The sequence below is a fragment of the Mesorhizobium amorphae genome (assembly GCF_014843845.1).
GTDB lineage: Bacteria > Pseudomonadota > Alphaproteobacteria > Rhizobiales > Rhizobiaceae > Mesorhizobium > Mesorhizobium amorphae_A.
The window spans coordinates 260814-280101 of record NZ_JHQS01000051.1; the positions used below are offsets into that span (position 1 = coordinate 260814).

Genomic DNA, 19288 nt, shown 5'->3' on the forward strand with positions numbered 1-19288 from the left:
CTCCTTTGGTTGGCAATCGTGCCGGTCAACCGGCAGTCTTCTCGAGAGCGGGATCGGCCGTTTGGGCCTTGTCCTTTTGCGGAGAAGTCGGGGGGCTGCCGGCCGAGCTCGGGAGCTTGACGCGGCGGCGATACTGGATGGCGTTGAGCAGCACCGCCAACACGATGACCGCGCCGGTGAACACTGTCTGCCAGTAGGCGGAGACGCCGATGATGACGAGGCCGTCGGACAGGAAGCCGATGACGAAGGCGCCGACCAGCGTGCCGCGGATATTGCCGCGGCCGCCGGTGAGCGCGGCGCCACCGATAACGACCGCGGCAATGGCGGTGAGCTCGTATGAGGTGCCTGCGGTCGGTCCGGCCGAGGTCAGTTCGGAAGACAGGATGAGGCCCGCCACCGAGGCGCAGATGCCGGAGAGCATGTAGACCGAGACCTGCACTCGCTTGACCGGCACGCCGGAGAGTTCGGCGGCGCGCTCATTGCCGCCGGAGGCATAGAGCCAGCGGCCGAAAGCGGTGCGGTTGAGGATGATGCTGCCGATGAGGGCGATGACCGCCATGACAAGCACGCCGACGGGGATGTCGAGCAGGCGGTTGAAGCCCAGCCACTCGAAGCCCGTGTTGCCGAGTTCCGGCTTGCCGCCGAGGTCGTTGTAGGTGAGGCCGTTGGTCATCAGCAGCGCCGCGCCGCGCACCACATAAAGCATGCCGAGCGTGGCGACGAAGGCCGGCACCTTCAGCCAGGCGATGAGCACGCCGTTGACGAGACCGACCAGCGCGCCGAGCACGCAGACCAGCACCGCGACGACCCAGACCGGCGGGTAGAGGATGACGCCGAGCGCGGTCAACTGCACGCCCTGTATCAGGAAGCCGGCGATCACGCCGGAGAAGCCGAGCGTGGAACCGACCGAGAGGTCGATGCCGCCATTGAGGATGACCAGCAGCATGCCGACCGCCAGGATGCCGAAGATGGCGACATGCGAGGCCATGGTCAGGAAATTGGCGACCGAGAAGTAATAGGGAGACAGCAGCGAGAAGACGATGATGATGGCGATCAGCGCGAAAGGCTGAAGCCGCCGCCCGATGCCCTCGGACGGGAGCGGCTGCGATCGGGGCTAGCGTCGGTCACGGTGATGGCTCCTGTGTTCTTCCTGGTCGGAGAGCACGGCTTCGCCGGAAGCGGCCATGATCTCCTCCTTCGTGGCATCGGCGCCGAATTCGGCCGAGATCCTGCCGCGACGCATGACGATGATGCGGTGCGCGATGCTCAGGCACTCGGTGACTTCCGAGGTCGAGAACACGACGGCGAGACCACGTGCCGCGCGCTCGCTGAGCAGCCGGAACACTTCCGCCTTGGCGCCGATGTCGATGCCGCGGCTGGGTTCGTCCAGCAGCATGACCTTAGGGCTGGTGGTCAGCATCTTGCCGATGACGACCTTCTGCTGGTTGCCGCCGGACAGCGATCCGATCGGCGCACCGCCGCCCGCGGTCTTGACGCGCACGTCGCGGATGGACCCATCGACCAGCGAGCGCTCCTGCGACCGCGACAAGAACATCCCCTTGACGAAGGCGCCGATGCTGGCGAGCGACAGGTTCGCACCGACCGACATCGTCTGGACAAGGCCATCGCGCTGGCGGTCCTCGGGTACCAGCACGAGGCCCCTTGCGATGCGCTCGGCAATGCTGAGGCGGGAGATGTCATTGCCTTCAAGCAGGATGCGCCCGCCGGCCGCCGACAGGCGCCCGGCGATGCATTCGAGCAATTCCGTGCGTCCGGCGCCCATCAGACCGTAGATGCAGACGATCTCGCCGCTGCGGACGTCGAGCGACAGCCTGTCGACGACCAAGCGCTCCGAACTCGTGACATCGGCGACGCTGACCTCGTCGACCGACAAGGCAATTTCGCCGAAGGTATGGCCGGTGGGTGGCGTACCGAGGTCGAAATTCTCGCCCACCATGTTGCGGACGATCCATTCGAGATTGATGTGCTTGGCATTGGCGGTCGCGGTGATCGCGCCGTCCCTGAGCACCACGGCGTAGTCGGTGATTTGCAGCGCCTCTTCGAGGTGGTGCGAGATGTAGACGATCGAGACGCCACGGGCCGTCAGGTCGCGGATCACCTTGAACAGCACCTCCACCTCGGTCGCGCTCAGCGCCGAGGTCGGCTCGTCCATGATCAGGATGCGGGAGTCGACCGAGAGCGCGCGGGCGATCTCGACGATCTGTTGCTGCCCCAGGCGCAGGTCCTGCACCAGCGTCATCGGGTCGATGTCTTCCTCGAGGTCTGCCATCAGCAGTCGTGTCTGGCGGGCCTCCTCGGCGAAATCGACGCCGGTCGCGCCGGGTATTTCCCGGCCCATGAAGATGTTGTCGCGCACGCTCAGATTGGGGGCGAGGCTGAGCTCCTGATGGATGATCGAGATGCCGCGGTCGCGGGCATCGGAAGACGAGGAGAAGGTGACGGACTGGCCGTCGAGTTCGATGCTTCCCGATGTCGGCGTGGTCACGCCGGACAGGATCTTCATCAATGTCGATTTGCCGGCGCCGTTTTCGCCGAACAGCGTCGTCACCTTGCCGCGGTGGATGTCGAAATTGACCCCTTTCAGGGCGTGCGTGCCGCCATAGGTCTTTACGATGTTGCGGGCCGCAAGCACTGTGTCGCCGGCCGCAGGCTCGAATTCGGGCGCCGCATTCATTGGACGCTCAGCTTCACGGGCGTGACCAGCCAGCCCTTGGGATTGATCAGCTTGAAGACGCCGACGACCGAGATGGTCTTGCCGGTGAGCTTGGTGTTGTCGATGACCGACAGAACCTGCTTCTTCATCTCGTTGTTCAGGGCCGAGCCCGCGTTCTGATACTCGATCTGGTTGATGAACTGGCCGAATGTGATGGCGCCGGTGGCGTCGCGCAGGTCGGTGCCGTTGATCGCCGGGCCGGTCTGGACGCGAACGACCAGGGTGTCGGGCACGTCGGCGACCTTGACGGTGTAGATGCCGGATTTTCCCTCGCCGACAACGCCTGCGAATTTGACCGAGAATTCAGTGCCGACATTGGCAGGCACGCCATACTGCTTCTCCGCCGCCGCCTTGTCCTTGGCGATGGCCGAAGCAAGGGTGGGGGCATCCACGGCGCGCTGCTCGACGGCGGCTTGGACGTTCGGGAATTCAGCCTTGCCGAACGCCTCCGGGGAAAAGGCGGCCTTCCGGGTGTCTTCGTCCGAGCCGATCGTGACGATTTTGGTGTCGAGGATCATCGCGGCGAGCACGACCAGCACCCCGGCCGCAAGCACAATCCAGCTCACATTCGAGGCCGGTCGCCGGTTCATCGTTGGGGTGGCAGGCTGGGAACTCATGATGTGACGACCCGTTCTGTCGCGGCGATCAGGGATGGCATTTCGTTGCTGTGGCGCGATGCGCCGCTGTGCGGGCAGCCCGCTTGCACATCGAAAACCTCCCGCGCTGCGCTCCCAACACGCAATCGACCATACCGTGATGTGAAATTACCGTCAATAACTGTGATACTTTCCCCATATTGTAACATGTGCGTGAGCAATCTTTGATTGTGATCTAGGTCAACATACTGTTTTTGTTTGATTTTTATAGACCGGCGCAATATCTCACCAAGGCTGTGATGCTGCGAGCTTTGTGGTCGTGATGAGGCCATATCGTCCTCAGGCCTGTTTGGCGCGGTCGCCCACGCCTCGCGCGTGGCGGTCGGGTTGCAGTCGCATCAAATTGCTGCCGCTGAGCTGAGCGACGACGGCGTCAATCTCCTCATCCATGCGCTGCCGACTCCAGCCGAGCGCCTGGCCTGCAACCGAGGCGATCTGCTGCAGGTCGCTCGTCGTCAGGGAACCGCTGATTGCCAGGGTCGTGCGCCGCATGACGATGTCGGCGAGATGTTCGACGAATTCGTTGCGGACGATGTAGTCGATCTCGAACAGGCTGTAGTCGTTCGCATCCGGCAAGCGGTCTTCATTGCCGGATGCGCTCCGGTGGCGCGCAATCAGGGCTGCGCTGGCTCCGTAGCGCGACAGCAACTGGTCGAGGCGAGCCACGTCGATGCCGCTGGCCGATGCGGCATCGGCCAGCCAGGTTGCGCGCGCGGCTGCGTCCATGGGAAAACCCTTGCCGCCACCGATCGGCATCGATTGCGTGCTCGCCTTGCGCTTGCTGCCGAGCCGATCGAGCACGGTGTCGGCGACTTCCTCGGCGAAACCGCGAAACGTCGTCCATTTGCCGCCGATCAGCGAGATGATCGGGAAGGGCCGTGAGGGATCCGGCTCGGCGACGGGCGCTGAATGATCCCGGCTGATCAGGCCGGGGATCGAGGCGTCGGATGACGGCAAGGGCCTGATGCCGCTATAGGCATAGACGATCTGGTCGCGTCCGAAGCTCATGCCCGGCAGGAGCGTGCGCACGCTTTCGAGCAGATAGTCGATCTCCTCCGGCTCGCAACGGACCGTGTCTGGGTTGTCGGCCGGAAGGTCCGTAGAACCGACAAGCGCCTTGCCGAGATAGTCGTAGACGAGACAGATACGGCCGTCGTCGGCCTCGAAATAGAGCATGCGCCCAGCCAGGCATTGCACCAGCGCATCGTGCTTCAGGAGGATGTGCGAGCCCTTGGTTCCACCGATCATTTTCGACGGTGCGCCGAGCGCGGCGTTGACATGGTCGATCCATGGACCGGTGGCGTTGACGACCAGCTTCGGCCGCAGCGAAAACGCGCCGCCATTGTCCCGCTTGAACGTCAGCACCCCGTTCGAGGCGGAGATCAGCGACGTGTAGTTGGCCGCGCTGGAGCCTGCATTGGCCTCAAGTCCGTCGGCGACCAGCTCGACCACCAGCCGTTCGGGGTGGCTGATCTTGGCGTCGTAATAGGTGCCGGTGGCGACGATCGATCCGGTCAGCGCCGGCATGTCGCGCAGCGCCTTGCTTCGCCCGACCAGCCGGTGGCGCGGCATGACCCGGTGCCGCGAGCCGTAGAAATCGTAGATCATCAGGCCGATCTTGATGAGGATGGCGCCTCGGCTGCGCGGTGCGCTGGTCGAGCCGAGCAGCGTGCGCAGCGCCGCCCACATGCCCTTGCCCCAGGAAAAGATCGGGATGACTGTCGGCAGCGGGCTGACATAGTGCGGCGCGTTCTTGAGCAGCAGGTTGCGCTCCAGCGTCGACTGCGCCACCAGCCCGAACTCGCCGGTCTCCAGGTATTTCAGCCCGCCATGGATCAGGCGTGAGGGCGCGGCACTGGTGCCCGAGCCGAAATCCGCTTTGTCGACGATAAAGCAGTTGACACCTTGCGCGCAGAGATCGCGAAACAGGCCGGCCCCGTTGATGCCGGCACCGAGAATGACGACCTCGACATCGCCGGCTTTGCCGGCCAGAGCGTCCTCCCGGGTTTCGTCGGGCTTCATGGCGTCTTTGTCTTGACGATGCGCAGCCTGACGCCCGCCTGCTCAAGCGTTTGCGCATGCCTGTCGCTGATGCCATCGGTGACCAGGACCGCCTCGAAGCTTGTCAGCTCGTCGAGCACATGCAAGGCGACCTTGTCGAACTTGGAATGGTCGACAAGCAGCACGCGCTTGATCGCAGCGGCCATCATCGCCTGCTTGACCCGCACGACATGCTGATCCTGGATAAAGGCCGTGGTGCCGCTGATCGCCGACGCAGAACAGATCAAAAGGTTGGCGCGCAGCCGCGAGATCGCATTCTCGCAGACGATGCCGATATAGGCATTGTAGGTGCGATGGTACTGGCCGCCGAGGCAGATGAAGTCGATGTCGTCGACATTGGTCAGGAGTGCGGCGGTCGAGACGCTGTTGGTGATGACGGTCAGCGGTTTGACCTCGAGCAGCAGCGGCGCGACGGCATTTGCCGTGGTGGAATCGTCCAGGATCACCGCTTGCCCGGGCTCGACATAGTCCATGGCGGCGCGGGCCAGCGCGTCCTTTTCGGCCCTGCCCACCGTCACCCGGTAACGGAAGGCGCTTTCATAGAGACCCGACGGCTGCACGGTGACGGCGCCATGCAGCTTTCTGAGCACGCCCTGATGCGCCAGCTGGTCGATGTGGCGGTGGATTGTCATGCGCGACACGCCGAAATGCTCGACCAGATCGTCGATGCGCACCTGGCCGAGCTTGATGACATACTCGGCGATCTCTTCGCGCCGTTCGTCGGCCTTGATCATTCCGTGACCCCCATGCTTTGCCCCGCAAGGCTTTCGATCTCCGCCCATTTCGGCCTGAGCTGCTCGGCGATGCGGCCATAAAGAGAATACCGCTCGTCGAAAACGGCGCTGCGCTCCGGGTCCGGCAGATACTGCCGGCTCACCGTGCAGGTTGCGTGCGCGCCCTCCTGCGGCGAGGCGAACAGGCCGACCGCCGCGCCGGCGCAAAGTGCGGCGCCGAAGGCCGCCGCCTCATCGGTCGAGGTCACGCTGACCGGGACCTTGAGCACGTCGGCGAACATCTGCGCGAGGGCCGGATTGCGCGAGCCGCCGCCGGTCAGCCGTACCTCGCGAACGGCAAAGCCGTCGCGGAGGGCTTCGACGTGGGTGCGGTGGTTGAAGACGATGCCTTCCAGCACCGCCTTCAACATGTCGCCGCGGTCGTGCCAGCCGCGCAGGCCAACGAAGCTGGCGCTGGCGGCATTGCCGTAGGGCGAGCCGAACAGATAGGGGTGGAAGAGCAGGGTCGACGGCTTCTTCAGCGCCGCATCGATTTCCGCCGCCAGCCTTTCGTGGATCGAGCCGCCGGTCCGTTTGGCTTCCTCCTGCTCGGCGCGGCAGAGCGTGTCGAGGAACCAGTCGTAGTTGGCCGTCGAGGCCGGCGAGATCGACATGTTGTTCCAGCGCCCGGGATCGATGGCGTTGCGGCAGAACCAGCGGGCGTCGACGCGCGGTTCGCTGGAAACCACTTCGTTGATCGAATAGGTGCCGGCGACGATGCTGACCACACCGTCTTCATGGCCGCCAATGCCGAGCGCCGAGGCCGTGACGTCATGCAGGCCGCAGGCGACCGGCGTGCCTTCGGCTAGCCCGGTCAGTGCTGACGCCTCGGCGGTGACGTAGCCGGCGATGTCGGCTGGATGCAGAGCCGGCGGCAAGGCCGCGAACAGCTCGTCCAGGCCGAAGACGCGCATCGCCTCGGGCGCGTAGTTTTGCGTGCGCACATCAGTGAAGGAGGTGCTCGCCTCGGTGAGGTCGGTGGCAATAGTGCCGGTCAGGCAGAAGCGCAGCCAGTCCTTGCAGCCGACGATATGGCCGATGCGGTCGAAACGCTCCGGCGCGTGCTTTTTCAGCCAGGCGAGCAGCGCCGAGGGGGCGGAGGCATGCGGGACCTGGCCGGTGAGGGCAAGCGCCTCGGAGAAAACCGGGCCTTTTGCCCAGTCATCGACGATTTCGCCGGCGCGGCTGTCGAGCGACAATATGCCGGGGCCGAGCGGTCGGCGCTCCTTGTCGAGCAGATAGAGGCCATCGCCATGCGCGGTCGCCGCCACCGCCTTGATGTCGCGAGCAGGCCGGCCGCTGAGCGCGATCGCTTCGCCGATCGCTTCGGCGGTCGCTTGCCAGAGGCCCGCTATGTCGCGCTCGACCCGGCGCGGCTGCGGCATCGACTGCGGCACGCGCCGCCGCGCCACCGAAAGCTGCGAACCGTCGGCGTCGAAGACCACCGCCTTCGTCACCGTCAGGCCGTTGTCGATCCCAAGCAGGCTGGCCATGATTTTTCTCGGTCAGCGCCTGCCGGCAGGCATTGCGAATTGATGCCGAACGATGGTGGCGCTGAACATCATGGAAATTATCCTCGCCTGGATTCGCGGCTGCGATCGCGACCGCCGGATAGACAGCGGCGGGATTCGAAGCAGCACAACTGACCATACAATTCTGTGAATTTAACGTCAATATGTGTGATATCTGCCGGAAGACTGCACTCCGCGAGGCAAGGATATGATTATCAGACTGGTATAAAACGCTGTTTTTCTAGCTCTTGCGCGTTGCCGGCCCATCTCGCCGATCATGTTACCCCGCGCGAGACCACGAACTGCGCAAGGGAGGCCCCTCGCTAGTTGTCCTCCGGCTCGCCGGGTTTGCGCAGCAAATAGGTGTCCATGATCCAGCCCTTTTCCATTCGGGCCTTTTCCCGGACTTCGGCGATTTCCTTGCCGACATCGCCGAGGCGGCCGGACATGACGATCTCGTCGGGCGTGCCGAGATAGGCTCCCCAGTGGATGACCAGGTCCTCGTCATCAAGCGTGTTGAAGGCGCATTTGCCGTCGAGCATGACCACGGTACTGCCTGCGTTCTCCGGCATGCCTTCCTGCGTCAGGCGGCGGCCGGTGGTGATCAGGACGGGGTCGCCGATGCGATTCAGCGCCATTCTGTGGCTGGCAGCCAGCGCCTGGACGGCGGTGATGCCGGGAATGACCTCGAGTGCGAATTCGACATTGCCCCGCAAACGCACACGTTCGAGGATGCGCAGCGCGCTGTCGTAGAGCGAGGGATCGCCCCAGATCAGGAAGGCGCCGCAGCCGTCTTCGGCAAGCTCGTCGCGGATCAGGCCCTCGTAGATCGCGGCGATGGCTTCGTGCCAGTCATCGACGGTGGCGCGATAGGAGGGTGACGGCTCGGCCCGCACCGGCACGTCGAACTCCACCCGGCGCGAGTCGGGGTTGGCGACGAAGCGGTCGCAGATCTGGCGGCGCAGTTCGGCGAGATCGTTCTTCTTGGCGCCCTTGTCGGGAATGAACAGCACCTCGGCGCGGTTCAGGCCGTTGATGGCCTGGACCGTCATATGCTCCGGATTGCCGGCGCCGATGCCGATGACGAGAAGCTTGCGCATGGCGAAGTCCTGCCCGATCGGGACGCCGGTGTCCAGACTGCGTGGGACAAGCGTCCGCGGCTGCGCGAATGGCTTTGAAACGCCACATTGAAACGGCTAGATGTGATGCGCATCCGGGGTCATGCCTTGGATTGTTGCCGAAGGGGGGTCCATGTTTCGCACTATCCTGACCGCAGCGCTGGCGGTTTCGGCCGCGCCGGCCTTCGCCTTCCCGATGCCCGAGCATGACATCGACATATTGCTGCTCGAGCCGTCGGACGACAGTGGCGCCGGAGAAGTCGGGAACGGCGGCTGATGGACATCGCGATCTACGTTGCCATCGCCGAAAACGGTGTGATCGGCCGAGACGGCGGGCTGCCATGGCGGCTTTCCACCGATCTCAAGCGCTTCAAGGCCGACACGATGGGCAAGCCCATCATCATGGGCCGCAAGACCTTTGAAGGCATCGGCCGGCCGTTGCCGGGCCGGCTCAACATCGTGGTGACACGCGACAAGGCCTGGCGGGCCGAGGGTGTCGAAACCGCCAACTCACTGGACGAGGCGATCAAGCTGGCGACCGTGCGCGGGCGCTGCATGGCCGGCGCCGATGAGATCTGCGTGGTCGGCGGCGGCGAGATCTACGCCCAGGCGTTGCCACTGGCCGACCGCCTGCATGTCACCCATGTGCTGGCTTCGGTAGATGGCGACGCGCATTTCCCTTTGATCGGCCCCGAGACATGGCGCGTTGTCAGTGCTGACGACATTCCGGCCGGCGAGAAAGACAGCCACGCGACACGCTATACAGTCTATGAACGGCGCCGCGACTAGGCATTGAAGACGATAAAGGGTCGCGAACCGCCCAAAACGGATGGCCGGGCAGCAGATCGCGTTGAAAGCGAGGCTTGGCGTCCCTATAGAAGAACAACATTGGATTTTGCGCCATCAGGCTGGCGCCGAGGGAATTTCCAAGCGAAAGGATATTCATGCCCTGGAACGACAAGAGCGGCGGCGGCGGCCCATGGGGTGGCGGCGGCAATCAGGGACCCTGGGGGCAGGGACCCAAGGGACCGAGCGGCCCGCAGGGGTCACCTCCCGATCTGGAAGACATCATCCGGCGCGGCCAGGACAGATTGCGGCGGGCCTTGCCGGGCGGCGGCGGCGCCAGTCCGGCCGTATTCGCGCTGATCGCAGCGGCACTTGTGGTGCTGTGGGCGTTCAAGGCGGTCTATACCGTGCAGCCAGATGAGGTCGCGGTCGAACTGCGCTTCGGCAAGCCGAAGGCTGAGCTTTCCCAGCCCGGCCTGCATTTCCATTGGTGGCCTGTCGAAACGGTCGAGACCGCCAACATCGCCGAACAGCTCGTCGATATCGGCGGCGGCGGCGCGACGAGTGGCAACACGTCCGGGCTGATGCTTACCGGCGACCAGAACATCGTCAACGTCCAGTTTTCGGTGGCCTATCAGGTCTCGGATCCGAGGGCGTATCTGTTCGACGTCTCCGATCCGGACGGCATGCTGCGCCAGGTGGCCGAAAGCGCCATGCGCGAGGCTGTCGGCCGCCGGCCGGCCCAGGACATTTTCCGCGACGACCGCCAGGGCATTGCCGCGTCGGTGCGCGAGATCATCCAGACGACGCTGGACGGCTACAAGGCCGGCCTCAACGTCAACGCCATTTCGATCGAGGATGCCGCGCCGCCGCGCGAGGTGGCCGATGCCTTTGACGAGGTGCAGCGCGCCGAGCAGGACGAGGACAAGTTCGTCGAGCAGGCCAACCAGTATTCCAACCAGAAGCTCGGCCAGGCGCGCGGCGAGGCGGCCCAGATCCGCGAAGACGCGGCCGCCTACAAGAACCGAGTCGTGCAGGAGGCCGAAGGCGAGGCGCAGCGCTTCATCTCGGTCTATGACGAATATGCCAAGGCGCCAGAGGTGACGCGCAAGCGGCTCTACCTGGAAACGATGGAGAGGGTGCTGAAGGATTCGAACAAGGTCATCGTCGAGCAGGGCAACGGGCAGGGAGTCGTTCCCTACCTGCCGCTGCCGGCACTGCAGCAGAAGGCGCCGCCGCCGGCGCCCCTGGGCGCCACGACGGGAGGAACCCAGTGATGGCCAACCGTCTCCCCATCATCGCCGTCGTCGCGGCGGTCATCCTGTTCCTGATCTATTCGTCGGTCTTCGTGGTCAATGCACGCCAGCAGGCGCTCGTGCTCAGGTTCGGCGAGATCGTCGAAGTCAAGAATGAACCCGGCATCTATTTCAAGGCGCCGTTCGCCTTCTTCGATGCCGACAGCGTGCAACTGATCGAGAACCGCGTGCTGCGCTTCGACCTCGACAACATCCGCGTCCAGGTGTCGGGCGGCAAGTTTTACGAGGTCGACGCCTTCATCGCCTATCGCATCTCGGACCCGCGCGTATTCCGTGCGGCGGTCTCCGGTCAGATCGAACTGGCCGAGGCACGGCTGCGGACGCGTCTCGACGCGGCACTGCGCCGTGTCTACGGTCTGCGCGATTTCGAAGCGGCGCTCTCGGAAGAGCGCGCCGTGATGATGCGCGAAGTGCGCGATCAGCTGCGGCCCGACGCCACGTCGCTCGGCCTGCAGATCGAGGATGTGCGCATTCGCCGGACCGATCTGACCGCCGAGGTTTCGCAGCAGACCTTCGACCGCATGAAGGCCGAACGCCTGGCCGAAGCCGAGCGGCTGAGGGCGCGAGGCAATGAGGCGGCACAGCGCATCAAGGCCCGCGCCGACCGCGAAGTGGTGGAGATTGTCGCCGAGGCGCAGAAGGAATCGGAAATCCTGCGCGGCGAGGGCGAAGCCCAGCGCAGCGCGACCTTCGCGGCAGCCTACCAGCGTGATCCGGCCTTCTTCGATTTCTACCGCTCGATGAATGCCTACGGCACAGCGCTGGACAACACCGGCACGACGATGGTGTTGTCGCCGGAATCCGAGTTCTTCCGCTACTTCCGCGATCCAAGCAGCAAGGAAGCACCGGTGACGCCAACAGCGCCCGCCGCACCGGCGGCGCAGCCGGGCACCGGCCAGTAACGGCCGGTGCAGGATTTTCTGGCAGCCATAGGTCTGGTCCTCGTTGTCGAGGGCCTGATCTATGGCGGCTTTCCGAACCTCGCCAAGAGACTGGCAGGTGAGGTGCTGTCGATGCCGGAGAATGCACTGCGCATAGCCGGGCTGGTGGCGATCGCCATCGGCGTCGGCATCGTTTGGCTGGTGCGCGGCTGACGATGGCGACGATGGTCATGGGTGTCAGGGAAATGAGTCCCGGCGTAAACGGAGGATTTATCCTCAGCCGATAGTCATAGCCGCAAACGTGCCGTATTTTTTGCCAACATGACGCAACGCGGCGTTTTTGCGAAAGCGCTCTTCTTTTCAGAAACATCCGGAGGCCCTCGATGACAACCAAGACCGTTCTGCGCGCTGCGAGGCGGACATTTGTCGCCGGCGCCGCCGCGCTTCTCGTCGGTTCGCTTGCGGTCCCGTCTTTCGTCACGCCGACGATCGCCGCCGACGGACCGGCTTCGGTCGCCGACCTTGCCCAGGGGCTGCTTGGCGCCGTGGTCAACATCTCGACGTCGCAGACGGTGAAAGGCTCGGAGGGACCGGGCGCGGTGCCGATGCCGCAACTACCGGAAGGCTCGCCCTTCCAGGATTTCTTCGACGATTTCTTCAAGAACCGTGGCGGCGACAAGGATGGTGGCGCCCAGAAGGTCCAGTCGCTGGGCTCAGGCTTCGTCATCGACGCCGAGCAGGGCATCGTCGTGACCAACAACCACGTCATCGCCGATGCCGACGATATCGAGGTGAATTTCTCAGACGGCGTGACGCTGAAGGCGACGCTGGTCGGCACCGACACCAAGACCGACGTCGCGGTGCTGAAGGTCGATCCGAAGGGTCACAAGCTGACGGCGGTGAAGTTCGGCGATTCCACCAAAATGCGGGTCGGCGATTGGGTGATGGCGATCGGCAATCCGTTCGGCCTCGGCGGCACGGTGACGGTCGGCATCGTCTCGGCGCGCAACCGCGACATCAATTCCGGCCCCTATGACGACTTCATCCAGACCGACGCGGCCATCAATCGCGGCAATTCCGGCGGACCGCTGTTCAACAGCGTCGGGGAAGTCATCGGCATCAACACGGCGATCATCTCGCCGTCGGGGGGCTCGATCGGCATCGGTTTCTCCATTCCCGCGCAGCTCGCCTCGGGCGTCGTCGACCAGCTTCGCCAGTTCGGCGAGACGCGGCGCGGCTGGCTCGGCGTGCGCATCCAGCCGGTGACCGACGACATTGCCGAGAGCCTCGGCATGGCGACCGCCAAGGGCGCGCTGGTGGCAGGCGTGATCAAGGGCGGACCGGTCGACAACGGCACCATCCTGGCCGGTGACGTCATCATCAAATTCGACGGCAAGGACATCAACGAGATGCGCGACCTGCCGCGCGTCGTCGCCGAAAGCCCGGTCGGCAAGGCGGTGGACGTTATCATCGTGCGCAAGGGCGTCGAGCAGACCGTGAAGGTCACGCTCGGCCGGCTCGAGGACGGCGAGAAGCTGGCCAGCGGCGAGGACGGCAGCAATACTGACCAGGACAATGGCGACAAGGCGCCTGCGGTTTCGACGGCATCCGTGCTTGGCATGACGATCGGCGAGCTCAACGACGAGACGCGGACCAAATTCGGCATTGCCGCCGACGTGTCGGGTGTCGTCATCACCGACGTCACCAAGGATTCGGCCGCGGCCGAGCGCGGCATCCAGCCCGGCGAAGTGATCACGGAGATCGCGCAGGAATCGGTTGCCACGCCGAAGGACGTCATGGACCGGATCGGCGCGCTGAAGGAGCAGGGCCGCAAGAACGCGCTCTTGATGCTGGCGTCGAAGACCGGTGAGTTGCGGTTCGTGACGATCCGGATGGATTGAGTCCGGAAAAGCCAGCAATAGTCTGATTGAAAAAGAAAAGGGCGGCTAACGGGCCGCCCTTTTCCTTGTCTGCCAGTCTTGGCGCGACAGCCGGTAAAAGACATGCCGCTTGAGCGAAGGGTGGCTGTCGGGAATATCGGGATGGTCGAAGTCGCTTGATGGGTCGGCGCTCATGCCGAGGCGTTTCATGACGGCGGTAGAGCGATGGTTATCGGCCACGGCGAAGGAAACGATCTCCTCGAGATCAAGCGTTTCGAAACCAAAGGCCAGCCAGGCGTCCGCCGCCTCGGTCACATAGCCCTTGCCCCAGAATTCGGGCGCCAGCCGCCAGCCGATCTCGATCGTGCCGGCCGGCAGGGAGGGCACATGATCGGTGACGAGGAGGCCGACAAAGCCGATGCACTCGCCGGTGGCCGCGATCTCGGCTGCGGCGAAACCGTAACCATCCTCCGCGATCCAGTCCCTGAATTCGTCCATTTTGGCGTCGGCTGCGGTACGGTCGCGGCGAAACGGAAAGAATTCCATGACGCGTTCGTCGGAGTTGATGCGGTGGAAAAGCGCGCGATCGCGATCCTCCCAATTGCGCAGGATCAGGCGCTCGGTGCGCATCGGCTTCATTCGGCAAAGTCCTCCCGACGGTAGCCCTGCAGATAGAGCAGCGCGGTGAGGTCGGCATGATCGATGCGGACCTTTGCCTCGGCTGCTACGGTGGGCTTGGCGTGCAGGGCGACGCCGGTGCCGGCGAGGCGGATCATGTCGAGGTCGTTGGCGCCGTCACCGACGGCAATGGCATCGGCCGGCGTCAGGTCGAGACGGGCAGCAATTTCGAGCAGCGCTTCAGCCTTGGCGGCGCGGCCAAGGATCGGCTCGGCGACGAGCCCGGTGAAGAGATCGTTCTCCTCGATCAGCCGGTTGGCACGGTTTTCCTGGAAGCCGAGCTTGGCGGCGATGCGACTGGTGAAGACATCGAAGCCGCCGGAGACGAGTGCCGTCCAGGCACCGTTGGCCCTCATGGTCTGGACAAGCGCGCGCCCGCCGGAGGCCAACGTCAGCCGGTTGGCGATGATGCGGTCGACGACAGCCGTGTCGAGGCCCTTCAGCAGGCTGACACGCTCGCGCAAGGCCGGCTCGAAGGCGATCTCGCCGTTCATCGACCGCGCCGTGATCGCCGCGACGCGATCCTTGACGCCGATCTCGTCGGCCAGTTCGTCGATACATTCCTGGTCGATCATCGTCGAATCCATGTCGGCCAGCAGGATCTTCTTTCGCCTGCCGTCGGCCGGCTGCACGATGATGTCGACCGGTTCGGAGGCCAGTGCCGTGCGTAGCCTGGCGGTCATTTCGCCGGCTTCGGCTTGCTCGGGCAAAACGAGATCGCAGGCGATGTCTTCGGCCAGCCAATGAACAGCGCTTGCACCGACCGACCGTGAGGCCATATTCGCAAGCGCGGCCGACACTGCGCGGCCTTCGGGATGGGACACAAGCGTGGCGATCAGGGGCATCGAAAATTCCGGTGGGCAGGCGAGTGAGGGCCGCGTGAAGAACGCGATCCTGATAGCCGGGCCGACCGCCAGCGGCAAGTCGGCGCTTGCGCTCGATCTCGCCGAACGTAGCGGCGGCATCATCGTCAACACGGATTCGATGCAGGGCTATTCGGTGCTCGATGTGCTGACGGCGCGCCCGAGTGCCGCCGAACTCGGCCGCGTGCCGCATTTTCTCTACGGCCATGTCCATCCGTCCGTCGCCTATTCCACCGGCGCCTGGCTGCGCGACGTGACGAAGCTGATCGACGACGGCACGTTCTCCGAACGGCCTGTGATTTTCGTCGGCGGCACCGGGCTTTACTTCAGGGCGCTTGCGGAAGGGATTTCGGACATGCCCGAGATTCCGCAATCGATCCGCGACCGCTGGCGCCATGAACTCAAGGAGCAGGGCGCGGCCAGGCTGCACAGCATCCTGCTGCGCGAGGATTCGGCGGTCGCAATGCAGCTGAAACCGACCGACAGCCAGCGCATCGTGCGGGCGCTGGAAGTGCTCGACGCCTCGGGCCGCTCCATTGCGGACTGGCAGGCGGCGCGCGGCCGGCCGCTGATCGACCGCGACAGCGCGCGCTTCCTGGTGATCGAGCCGGACCGGGCGGAACTGGTCGAGCGGATCGAGGCGCGGTTCGACCGGATGCTGGACAAGGGAGCGCTGGACGAGGTCAAGCGGCTGGTGGCTCTCGGCCTCGATCCGGATCTCCCGGCGATGAAGGCGATCGGCGTTCGCGAGCTGCAGGCGGCAATGGCCGAGCAAATGGGTTTTCCCGAGGCGATCGAGCGCGCCAAGATCGCGACGCGGCAATATGCCAAGCGCCAGGCGACGTGGTTTCGGCATCAGCTGGGGCCAGAATGGCAACGATTGCATCCGTCCGCCGGCGCGGCGCTCCCGGTTTGATGCCCGTTCCCAATGCAATTAGAAAACTGGAAATAAACCGAGCTTCCCGCTCAGGTTGTCCCGATTAACCCTCCGTAAGGCGGCAGCATGTCATAAAGTCGATGGGCAGTTTTGCTACGGGGAGCAAATGCGTTTCCATAAAGCGGAATCCGCATTTTTCGTGTTTATTTTCGTGATCCTGGCCGCCGGCCTGGTGACGCTGCACGCCTATGGTCTTCTGCAAGGCATCGCGACCGACCTGGATACGGCCTCGCGCATCGAAAAGATCGTCTATCTCAACAAGTTGTTGTTTGCGACCGGCGTGCTTCTGGCAACGGCGCTGTTCTTCGGCGTCTTCTTCATTTACCCGATGATCCGCGGTCAGGCGACGGAAGAGGGCAAGCTGCGCGCCATGACCGTCTCGCTCAGCGCGCGCTCGGAGACACTGGAGCACGCAGCGCTGACCGACGGCCTGACCGGCATGCAGAACCGCCGCTATTTCGACGATGCGCTGAAGGAATATCTCGAGGAATTCCGCCGCATCGAAAAGCCGGTTGGGCTGATGATCCTCGACCTCGACCATTTCAAACAGGTCAACGACACGCATGGCCACGATGTCGGCGACGAGGTGCTGAGGGCGGTCGCCGGCTGCCTGAAGGGCATGACCCGCTATCACGACGTGGTGGCGAGGCTCGGCGGCGAGGAGTTCGCCGTGGTGACGCCGAACATGGACGCCGAACTGCTCTCCAAATTCGCCGAACGCATCCGCAAGGCGATCGCCAACATGTCGGTTCTGTCGGGCAATGTCCGGCTGAAGATCACCACCAGCGTCGGCCTCGCCGTCTGGGACCGCAAGGAAACGGCCGAGGATTTCTACCGACGCGCCGACCGCCAGCTTTATGAAGCCAAGAGGCAGGGACGCAATCGCGTCTGCGCCTAAAATCCCATCATTGAATTCGCGATGCTGGCCGTATGCTGCCGTTTTCTGTGCTTCCGGTGCTCACGGACTTAAATGTCCGCTCCGCTCCGGTTCTCGAAAACGGCACCATCCGACTCAGCCTGACGAATTCACTGATGGGATTTACCCACGCTGGCCAACGAAGCTGAGCCCCTGGAAGCTCAAATATCGTTGGCAGGAGGATCCAGTGCCAGGGACTCAATCGTTCTGCGGGCGCAGCCCGAAAGTGGAAGGCTTGAGGCCGTAGCGCAGGTCGAAATCGTCGTCCGGTTGCATGCGCGGGGTTGTGGCCGGCTTGCGATAGTCGGGGTCGCCGGCCTGCCGGCCGCTATCGACGACCTCGGCGAATGCCATCTGCTGCTGCGGTTTCGGCACATTGCGCAGCCGTTCGACGATCGCCGCGAGATCGACGTCGTCGCCGGTCTCGGACGACGAGGCCTGCTCGCGCTTGCCCGTGCCGGGGATCAGATCCTGTGGCAGTTTTTCGAATTTCAGCCGCATGGTCGTCGCCACGCCCTCGCCGAAGGCGATGGCCTCGCGCTGGCCCATGGAAGACAGGAAGGCGAGCGTCGAGGCCGAGGAGTCGGCGATCGCCGAACGGATGATCGCCTGGTCCTGCTCATTGGCGAGCCGCATGGCGAAGAAGGTCGAGCATTGCGACAGGATGGTCGGATCGAGTTCCCCCGGGCGCTGGGTGACGACGCCGAGATAGCAGCCATATTTGCGGCCTTCCTTGGCGATGCGCGACAGCGCGTGCCTGGTCGGCGCAAAGCCGAGGCGCGGATCGGCCGGCATGTAGCGGTGCGCTTCCTCGCACAGCAGCAGCAGTTGCAGCTTCCCTTCGCTCCACAAAGCGAGGTCGAAGGCCAGGCGCGCCAGTACCGAGCAGACGGAGTTGACGACTTCGGACGGCATGCCGGCCATCTCGAAGCAGGTGACCGGACGACCGTGGTGCGGCACACGGAAGATGTTGCCGATCGTCTCGTGGATCGTGTCCTCGATCAGGCGCGAGTTGAACATGAAGCGGTAGCGCGGATCGGACGCCGCCGATTCGATGCGGGTCTTCAGCGATTTGAGGATGGGGCGGTCGTTCTTGCTTTCCAGCATACCAATGCGCTCGTCGATCTGCTTGATGAGATCGGCGATGCGGTAGGGCACCGGCGTATCGGCCGTCAGCGCGTCGCTGCCACGCCTCAGGTAGGTACCGGAACCAGGGTTGCGATAGAGGTTCTTGGCGGCGGGGATGAGATCGCGCAAGGCATCGACTTCTTCCGCCACCGTCTCGCGGCCGCGAAACAGCACCTCGGCGAATTCCTCGAGCCTGAACATCCAGAAGGGCAGGTCCAGCGTCTTCGAATCGACCCTGACGCAATGTTCGGGCAGCGAGGCGGCAAACTCGTTGTGCGGGTCGAGGATGAGGATGCGCAAATCGGGCCGCGCGGCGATCGACTTGCGCAGGAGTAGCGAGACGGCAGTCGACTTGCCGACGCCGGTGGTTCCGACAATGGCGAAGTGACGCGCCAGCGTGTCGTCGATGGCGATGTTGGCGTCGATTGCCTCGTCCTGCGACAGCGTACCGATGGTGATCGAATGACGCCCGGCGAGATCGTAGACCGCCTGCAGGTCGCGGCTGCGGATGCGGTGGGCGATGGCGCCGATATGCGGATAGGTGGTGATGCCGCGATCGAAGACCGGCTTGGCGCCGGGCTCGGTGGCATCGCGCACTTCACCGATGAGCTCGATGCTGACCTCGATCGGGTTCTGGCCTTCATTGCTCCAGGCGCGGTCCGACTTGCCGATCTCATAGACAAGGCCGACGGTTCGCGTGGAGCCGAGATTGATCGAGATCATCTTGCCGACCGTCCACAGGCCGGTGATCGCACCTTCAATGTCGTCGGCATAGGCGCTGATGGTGGCGCGCGCGCCGTCGCATTGCACGACATTGCCCAGGATGCGCTTGTCGTTCTGTTCCGCGTGGCGGCGCTCCTGCGAGGTCGGTTCTCCGACGGAGGCTTCGCGTTCGACAAACATAAGCGGTCTGATCCCCATTCCCAGCAACGTCCACCCTACACAAATGGGGTTAAAGCCGGGTGAGGTCGGATGGTGTAGGCGGCGTTAAGGTTGGCACGAAAATACAATCTATCGGCCTCTTCTCCTCGCCGTTGATTTCGGTATATT

At 64.1% G+C, this 19288-nt stretch carries 17 protein-coding genes and 1 pseudogene; 8 read left to right on the forward strand and 10 right to left on the reverse strand.

Annotated elements, in window-relative coordinates:
* Nucleotides 1-25: 25 nt before the first annotated feature.
* The 7 genes and pseudogenes from DH08_RS19620 to cobF all read right to left on the reverse strand — a co-directional run bounded on the left by DH08_RS19620 (nt 26) and on the right by cobF (nt 8835).
* Nucleotides 26-1128 (reverse strand): annotated as a pseudogene (locus tag DH08_RS19620) (ABC transporter permease).
* Entirely contained in the window at nt 1115-2695 is a 1581-nt protein-coding gene (locus DH08_RS19625; protein ID WP_192180894.1) for a sugar ABC transporter ATP-binding protein, read from the reverse strand. The pseudogene DH08_RS19620 and the gene DH08_RS19625 overlap by 14 nt, the downstream one beginning before the upstream one ends.
* Nucleotides 2692-3351 carry a DUF2291 family protein gene (locus DH08_RS19630; protein ID WP_192180895.1) on the reverse strand — a complete coding sequence of 220 codons (660 nt, stop codon included), beginning with the start codon at nt 3349-3351 and terminating at the stop codon, nt 2692-2694. The genes DH08_RS19625 and DH08_RS19630 overlap by 4 nt, the downstream gene beginning before the upstream one ends.
* Nucleotides 3352-3669: 318 nt before the next feature.
* Complete coding sequence (locus tag DH08_RS19635; RefSeq protein ID WP_192180896.1) at nt 3670-5412, reverse strand: glycerol-3-phosphate dehydrogenase/oxidase; 1743 nt, start codon at nt 5410-5412, stop codon at nt 3670-3672.
* Entirely contained in the window at nt 5409-6185 is a 777-nt protein-coding gene (locus tag DH08_RS19640; protein ID WP_192180897.1) for a DeoR/GlpR family DNA-binding transcription regulator, read from the reverse strand. Before DH08_RS19640 ends, DH08_RS19635 begins: the two co-directional genes overlap by 4 nt.
* Nucleotides 6182-7717, reverse strand: coding sequence for an FGGY-family carbohydrate kinase (locus tag DH08_RS19645; protein WP_192180898.1), 1536 nt, complete (start codon nt 7715-7717; stop codon nt 6182-6184). Before DH08_RS19645 ends, DH08_RS19640 begins: the two co-directional genes overlap by 4 nt.
* A 341-nt stretch (nt 7718-8058) precedes the next feature.
* The gene (gene cobF / locus DH08_RS19650) at nt 8059-8835 is read right to left on the reverse strand and encodes a precorrin-6A synthase (deacetylating) (RefSeq protein ID WP_192180899.1); all 777 of its coding nucleotides are present in this window, start codon (nt 8833-8835) and stop codon (nt 8059-8061) included.
* A gap of 151 nt (nt 8836-8986) precedes the next feature.
* Between cobF and DH08_RS19655 the strand changes: the two genes are divergently transcribed.
* The 6 genes from DH08_RS19655 (at nt 8987) to DH08_RS19680 (ending at nt 13737) form a co-directional block, all read left to right on the forward strand.
* Nucleotides 8987-9130, forward strand: coding sequence for a hypothetical protein (locus DH08_RS19655; RefSeq protein WP_192180900.1), 144 nt, complete (start codon nt 8987-8989; stop codon nt 9128-9130).
* A complete protein-coding gene (locus DH08_RS19660; protein ID WP_192180901.1) occupies nt 9130-9642 on the forward strand; it encodes a dihydrofolate reductase in 513 nt (170 codons plus the stop codon). Before DH08_RS19655 ends, DH08_RS19660 begins: the two co-directional genes overlap by 1 nt.
* 155 nt (nt 9643-9797) lie before the next feature.
* Nucleotides 9798-10916 carry an FtsH protease activity modulator HflK gene (gene hflK / locus DH08_RS19665; RefSeq protein WP_120013041.1) on the forward strand — a complete coding sequence of 373 codons (1119 nt, stop codon included), beginning with the start codon at nt 9798-9800 and terminating at the stop codon, nt 10914-10916.
* The gene (hflC, locus tag DH08_RS19670) at nt 10916-11857 is read left to right on the forward strand and encodes a protease modulator HflC (protein ID WP_192180902.1); all 942 of its coding nucleotides are present in this window, start codon (nt 10916-10918) and stop codon (nt 11855-11857) included. Before hflK ends, hflC begins: the two co-directional genes overlap by 1 nt.
* Nucleotides 11858-11863: 6 nt before the next feature.
* Nucleotides 11864-12049 (forward strand): DUF2065 family protein, encoded by a 186-nt coding sequence (locus DH08_RS19675; protein WP_192180903.1) that lies wholly within the window; start codon nt 11864-11866, stop codon nt 12047-12049.
* Between the two features lie 170 nt (nt 12050-12219).
* Nucleotides 12220-13737 (forward strand): DegQ family serine endoprotease, encoded by a 1518-nt coding sequence (locus DH08_RS19680; RefSeq protein WP_192180904.1) that lies wholly within the window; start codon nt 12220-12222, stop codon nt 13735-13737.
* A gap of 45 nt (nt 13738-13782) precedes the next feature.
* On the opposite strand, the gene DH08_RS19685 is transcribed toward DH08_RS19680, so the two are convergent.
* Nucleotides 13783-14355: a GNAT family N-acetyltransferase gene (locus tag DH08_RS19685; RefSeq protein WP_192180905.1), complete on the reverse strand. Its 573-nt coding sequence runs from the start codon at nt 14353-14355 to the stop codon at nt 13783-13785.
* Nucleotides 14352-15239, reverse strand: a complete 888-nt coding sequence (gene serB, locus DH08_RS19690) for a phosphoserine phosphatase SerB (protein ID WP_192180906.1) — start codon at nt 15237-15239, stop codon at nt 14352-14354. The genes DH08_RS19685 and serB overlap by 4 nt, the downstream gene beginning before the upstream one ends.
* Here serB and miaA point away from each other — a divergent pair.
* Both miaA and DH08_RS19700 read left to right on the forward strand, forming a co-directional pair.
* Nucleotides 15229-16173: a tRNA (adenosine(37)-N6)-dimethylallyltransferase MiaA gene (gene miaA / locus DH08_RS19695; protein ID WP_192181047.1), complete on the forward strand. Its 945-nt coding sequence runs from the start codon at nt 15229-15231 to the stop codon at nt 16171-16173. The two genes, serB and miaA, sit on opposite strands and share 11 nt — an antisense overlap.
* A gap of 127 nt (nt 16174-16300) precedes the next feature.
* On the forward strand, nt 16301-17092 hold the full coding sequence (locus tag DH08_RS19700; protein ID WP_192180907.1) for a GGDEF domain-containing protein: 792 nt from the start codon (nt 16301-16303) through the stop codon (nt 17090-17092).
* A 216-nt stretch (nt 17093-17308) separates the two neighbouring features.
* Here the strand turns inward: DH08_RS19700 and DH08_RS19705 are convergent, their stop codons facing one another.
* Nucleotides 17309-19141 (reverse strand): ATP-binding protein, encoded by a 1833-nt coding sequence (locus DH08_RS19705; RefSeq protein WP_192180908.1) that lies wholly within the window; start codon nt 19139-19141, stop codon nt 17309-17311.
* Between the last annotated feature and the right edge of the window lie 147 nt (nt 19142-19288).

Coding starts and splice junctions, on each gene's coding strand:
- DH08_RS19625 (WP_192180894.1), bottom strand. CDS start 2,695: ATGAATGCGGCGCCCGAATTCGAGCCTGCGGCCGGCGACACAGTGCTT.
- DH08_RS19630 (WP_192180895.1), bottom strand. CDS start 3,351: ATGAGTTCCCAGCCTGCCACCCCAACGATGAACCGGCGACCGGCCTCG.
- DH08_RS19635 (WP_192180896.1), bottom strand. CDS start 5,412: ATGAAGCCCGACGAAACCCGGGAGGACGCTCTGGCCGGCAAAGCCGGC.
- DH08_RS19640 (WP_192180897.1), bottom strand. CDS start 6,185: ATGATCAAGGCCGACGAACGGCGCGAAGAGATCGCCGAGTATGTCATC.
- DH08_RS19645 (WP_192180898.1), bottom strand. CDS start 7,717: ATGGCCAGCCTGCTTGGGATCGACAACGGCCTGACGGTGACGAAGGCG.
- cobF (WP_192180899.1), bottom strand. CDS start 8,835: ATGCGCAAGCTTCTCGTCATCGGCATCGGCGCCGGCAATCCGGAGCAT.
- DH08_RS19655 (WP_192180900.1), top strand. CDS start 8,987: ATGTTTCGCACTATCCTGACCGCAGCGCTGGCGGTTTCGGCCGCGCCG.
- DH08_RS19660 (WP_192180901.1), top strand. CDS start 9,130: ATGGACATCGCGATCTACGTTGCCATCGCCGAAAACGGTGTGATCGGC.
- hflK (WP_120013041.1), top strand. CDS start 9,798: ATGCCCTGGAACGACAAGAGCGGCGGCGGCGGCCCATGGGGTGGCGGC.
- hflC (WP_192180902.1), top strand. CDS start 10,916: ATGGCCAACCGTCTCCCCATCATCGCCGTCGTCGCGGCGGTCATCCTG.
- DH08_RS19680 (WP_192180904.1), top strand. CDS start 12,220: ATGACAACCAAGACCGTTCTGCGCGCTGCGAGGCGGACATTTGTCGCC.
- DH08_RS19685 (WP_192180905.1), bottom strand. CDS start 14,355: ATGAAGCCGATGCGCACCGAGCGCCTGATCCTGCGCAATTGGGAGGAT.
- serB (WP_192180906.1), bottom strand. CDS start 15,239: ATGCCCCTGATCGCCACGCTTGTGTCCCATCCCGAAGGCCGCGCAGTG.
- DH08_RS19700 (WP_192180907.1), top strand. CDS start 16,301: ATGCGTTTCCATAAAGCGGAATCCGCATTTTTCGTGTTTATTTTCGTG.
- DH08_RS19705 (WP_192180908.1), bottom strand. CDS start 19,141: ATGTTTGTCGAACGCGAAGCCTCCGTCGGAGAACCGACCTCGCAGGAG.